Below are 3734 nucleotides of genomic sequence, written 5' to 3' on the forward strand. Positions count from 1 at the left end.
CGAGCACGAGGTTGCGGTCGCTGTGACGGGTTCGGCGACCGCAACCTCGTGCTCGGGTGCGCGCGACCTCGTGCTCGGCGCCCGGGGGCCACGGACGGCCGCAGTGCTTGGCGAGCCCCGCCGTCTGGCACGCTGGGCGCGTGGACGAACAGAGCACCGAGACACCGGCCCGCGTGGAGATCACCTACTGCACGCAGTGCAACTGGCTGCTGCGTGCGGCGTGGCTCGCGCAGGAGCTGCTGACGACGTTCGGGACCCGGCTCACCGAGGTCGCGCTGGTACCCGGCACGGGCGGGATCTTCCAGGTCCGCGTGGGCGACGAGCTCGTGTGGGACCGCAAGGAGAAGAAGGGCTTCCCCGAGGTCCCGGTGCTCAAGCGGATCGTGCGCGACCGAGTGGCCCCCGGCCTCGCGCTCGGTCACACCGACCGCGCCGGGGGCGCCTCCTAGCCGCTGCCTCCGGGCCGCTCAGACGACGCGAGGCGTCACTCGGCCGCTGCGGCCTTGTGCTCGGCCTCGCGGTTCGCGCGCGCGACCTTCTTGGCCTTCTTGAGGTCGCGCTCCTTGATGCGCTCCTCCTCGGCGCGGACCTCGGCCTGGATGGTGCGCTCGCGCTCGAGCCACGCCGGCGGGTCCTCACGGAGCTCGTTGATCTGCTCGGTGGTCAGTGCTTCCTCGACGCCGCCGCGGGCCAGGCCCGCGATCGAGACGTTCAGGCGACCGGCGACGACGGGTCGCGGGTGGGGTCCGTTGCGACGGAGCTCGACGAGCCACTCGGGCGGGTTGGTCTCCAGCTCCTCGAGCTGGCCGCGCGTGATGGTCCCCTCCTGGAACTCCTGGGGAGTGGCGGGAAGGTACACCCCGAGCTTCTTCGCCGCGGTAGCGGGCTTCATGGTCTGGGAGGAGTGCGGGGTGCTCATGGTCCCAGGGTATCGGTCCCGGCCGCGGTTCCTCGTCCCGGGGGCGGCTAGTGTTGTCGGGTGGAAGAGACTGCGCGCAGCGCCGAGCACGAGGCCGAGCAACCGGCCGAGGACGTATCCGACGCGCAGGCCCCCGGCTTCCGCCTGGCCTACGTCCCCGGCGTCACCCCGTCCAAGTGGGTGCGGACGTGGATCGACCGCGTCCCCGACGTGCGCATCGAGGCGCTCGCGGTGCCGTCCGCGCAGGTCGAGGCCCTCCTGCTCGACGGCGGGGCGGACGTCGCGATCCTGCGTCGCCCCGTGCGCAGCGAGGACCTGAGCCACATCGCGATGTACACCGAGGTGCCCGTCGTCGTCGTGCCGCGCGACCACGTCTTCGCGGCGCTCGAGAGTGACGAAGCGCTCACCGTGGCCGACCTCGCCGACGAGGTGCTCCTGCACCCGCTCGACGACGTCCTGGGCTGGGCGGAGCCCTCCGACGGCGCAGCCGCGGACGACGACCGGCCCGCGCTGCCCGGCAAGCCTGCGCGCGAGCGTCCGACCACGACGGCCGACGCGATCGAGCTGGTCGCCGCAGGGATCGGGCTGCTGGTCGTGCCGCAGTCGCTCGCGCGGCTGCACCACCGCAAGGACCTGACGTACCGGACGCTCGGCGACGGCCCCGAGGCCCCGGTCGCGCTGGGGTGGGTCACCGAGGACAAGACGGACCTCGTCGAGGAGTTCATCGGCATCGTGCGCGGGCGCACCGCGAACAGCTCGCGAGGCGTGGCGGGCCCGACGCCCCCCACGCCCGAGGCGAGCAAGAAGAAGGACGGGCGTTCGTCGTCGGGCGGCAAGAGCGGTGCAGGTGCCAAGGGGGCCCGGGCCACGAGCGCCGCCGCGCGCAGCGGCGCCAAGCAGGCCCCGAGCGGCGGCAAGAAGTCCGGCAGGTCTGTCGCCAAGCGCCTCGGCAAGTCGCAGTCGATGAAGGGCCGCAAGAAGGGGCGCTGACGTCGGTGCGCGCCGCGCGCGGGCGGCTCAGCGCCCGCCCGTGACGAACACGTCGAACAGCTCCGGGTGGTGCGCGTGCACCAGCACCGCGAACACGATCGCGTCGAACAGCAGGTGCACGCACACCACGTACGTGAGCGACTTGGTGCGCGCGAAGATCCAGCCCTGGACCAGCGCGAACGGGATCGTCAGGAGCGGCCCCCAGCTGCGGTAGCCGAGCTCCCACAGGAACGACACGAACACGGTCGCCTGCAGGAGGTTCGCGGGCCACAGCGCGAAGTGGCGGCGCAGCAGCGCGAACACGACGCACACGAAGAAGAGCTCGTCCCAGATCCCCACGGCGTTGACACCCACGAAGAGTCGCGCGATCTCCTGCGGCGTCTCGATCGGGGGCCAGTTCTGGTACGAGCCCGACCCGATGAAGTACGCGGGCAGGATCAGGTAGCCCGCGACCAGGACGACGAGCAGGTACACGATCTGGGTCCGGTTCCAGCGCCTGCCCGTGCGCACGGGGAACCTGATCGCGTCGTCGCGGTAGACATAGCGCGAGACGGCCCACGGCACGAGCACGGCGAGCGAGAGCACCACGGCGAAGCGCGCGATCCCTGCGTCGCTCAGGTCGGCAGCGAGCGGGATGCTGCTGATGATCGCCATGCCCGTCGCGATCAGGAGCAGGTCGCGCCCGAGCCGCCGGTCGACCACGAGCCCCAGCGCCACGCCCGCGACGAGCGGTAGGTAGCCCAGCGGGCGGACGTGCACCGCGAACAGCAGGACCGCCGACCCGCACACGAGCGCCGCGGCGAGGAGCCGCCAGAGGACGCGCAGAGCCGTGTCGGGAGGGGCGGCGCTGCGGGCTGCGGTCACGCGCCCCACGATGCCACGGCCGCGCTCGTGAAGGCGGGGTGAGGGCCGCGCGAGGGTTGCCGGGAGGTCGCCCGGTCCGACCGTGGGCGGATGTTCATCCTCCGTTCACCTCCGTACCATTCCGGGGTGAAGTCCCCCAGATCGCCCCTCCTCCTGGCCCTGCTCTGGCTGCTCGCGGCCGCTGTGATCGTTCCGTCGCTGCTGCTCCTGCGGGGGCCGAGCACCGACCTCTACCTCGCGGTGACGGCCCGCACCGCAGACCTGCCAGGGGTCGAGCTCGTCGCCGAGGCAGGCGTGATCGTGCTCGCCCTGCTGTGGGTGCTCGCGGCCTGGCAGGCTCGCGGGGCGGGGCTCGTCGCGGTCGCGACCGCCGTCGTCGGGGGTGCGGGCGCCGTGCTGGCGTACGCGACGTCCGAGGTCGCCAAGACGATCGTCCAGCAGCCCCGCGGCTGCTGGGAGCTCATCGAGATCGCACACTGCCCCGTGGCGGGCGATTGGTCGTTCCCGAGCAACCACACGACCATCGCGTTCGCGCTCGGGACTGCCGTGGTCCTCACGGCGCTCGCGACGGGCCGCGCCCGCGGGGGAGTCGTGGACACCCTCTTCGGCACGACGACGGCGCTCCGGTTCCGGCGCGCCCGTCGCCTCCCGCCGCACCGGGCCATGGTCGTCGCGCCGGTCGTCCTCGCGGTGGTCACGGGCGCGGCGCGCGTGGTGCAGGGCGTCCACTACCCGCACGACGTCGTCGCCGGTGGGACGGTCGGTGTGTGCGTCGTCGTCGCGGTCGTCCTGGCGCTGAGGGGGCCGGCGGCTGCGGGGCTCGGTGTGCTGTGCCGCAACGAGGCGGTGTGCCGGCTGGTGCTGGCACCGGCGGCGCGCGCCGAGGGTGGCGTGCGAGGGTAGCCGCGGAGCCGACCGGCCGAGAAGTGAGTAGGTGCCCCTGATCCGACCGGATCAGGGG

5 protein-coding genes are annotated in these 3734 nt (G+C 73.0%); 3 read left to right on the forward strand and 2 right to left on the reverse strand.

Annotated elements, in window-relative coordinates; translation table 11 throughout:
* Nucleotides 1-140 precede the first annotated feature (140 nt).
* Complete coding sequence (locus ACFWFR_RS18360) at nucleotides 141-449, forward strand: SelT/SelW/SelH family protein (RefSeq protein ID WP_191800287.1); 309 nt, start codon at nucleotides 141-143, stop codon at nucleotides 447-449.
* Nucleotides 450-484: 35 nt separating this feature from the next.
* On the opposite strand, the gene ACFWFR_RS18365 is transcribed toward ACFWFR_RS18360, so the two are convergent.
* Nucleotides 485-919, reverse strand: a complete 435-nt coding sequence (locus ACFWFR_RS18365; protein WP_191800285.1) for a DUF5997 family protein — start codon at nucleotides 917-919, stop codon at nucleotides 485-487.
* 60 nt (nucleotides 920-979) lie between these two features.
* Here ACFWFR_RS18365 and ACFWFR_RS18370 point away from each other — a divergent pair, with 60 nt between their 5' ends.
* Complete coding sequence (locus ACFWFR_RS18370; protein ID WP_377624036.1) at nucleotides 980-1909, forward strand: LysR family substrate-binding domain-containing protein; 930 nt, start codon at nucleotides 980-982, stop codon at nucleotides 1907-1909.
* 27 nt (nucleotides 1910-1936) lie between these two features.
* Here ACFWFR_RS18370 and ACFWFR_RS18375 read toward each other — a convergent pair whose 3' ends face one another.
* Nucleotides 1937-2773 (reverse strand): type II CAAX prenyl endopeptidase Rce1 family protein, encoded by an 837-nt coding sequence (locus ACFWFR_RS18375; RefSeq protein WP_377624037.1) that lies wholly within the window; start codon nucleotides 2771-2773, stop codon nucleotides 1937-1939.
* Nucleotides 2774-2899: 126 nt separating this feature from the next.
* Between ACFWFR_RS18375 and ACFWFR_RS18380 the strand changes: the two genes are divergently transcribed.
* Complete coding sequence (locus ACFWFR_RS18380) at nucleotides 2900-3676, forward strand: phosphatase PAP2 family protein (protein ID WP_377624038.1); 777 nt, start codon at nucleotides 2900-2902, stop codon at nucleotides 3674-3676.
* Nucleotides 3677-3734: the final 58 nt, after the last annotated feature.

Source organism: Oerskovia sp. NPDC060287 (assembly GCF_042726775.1).
Lineage (GTDB): Bacteria > Actinomycetota > Actinomycetes > Actinomycetales > Cellulomonadaceae > Oerskovia > Oerskovia merdavium.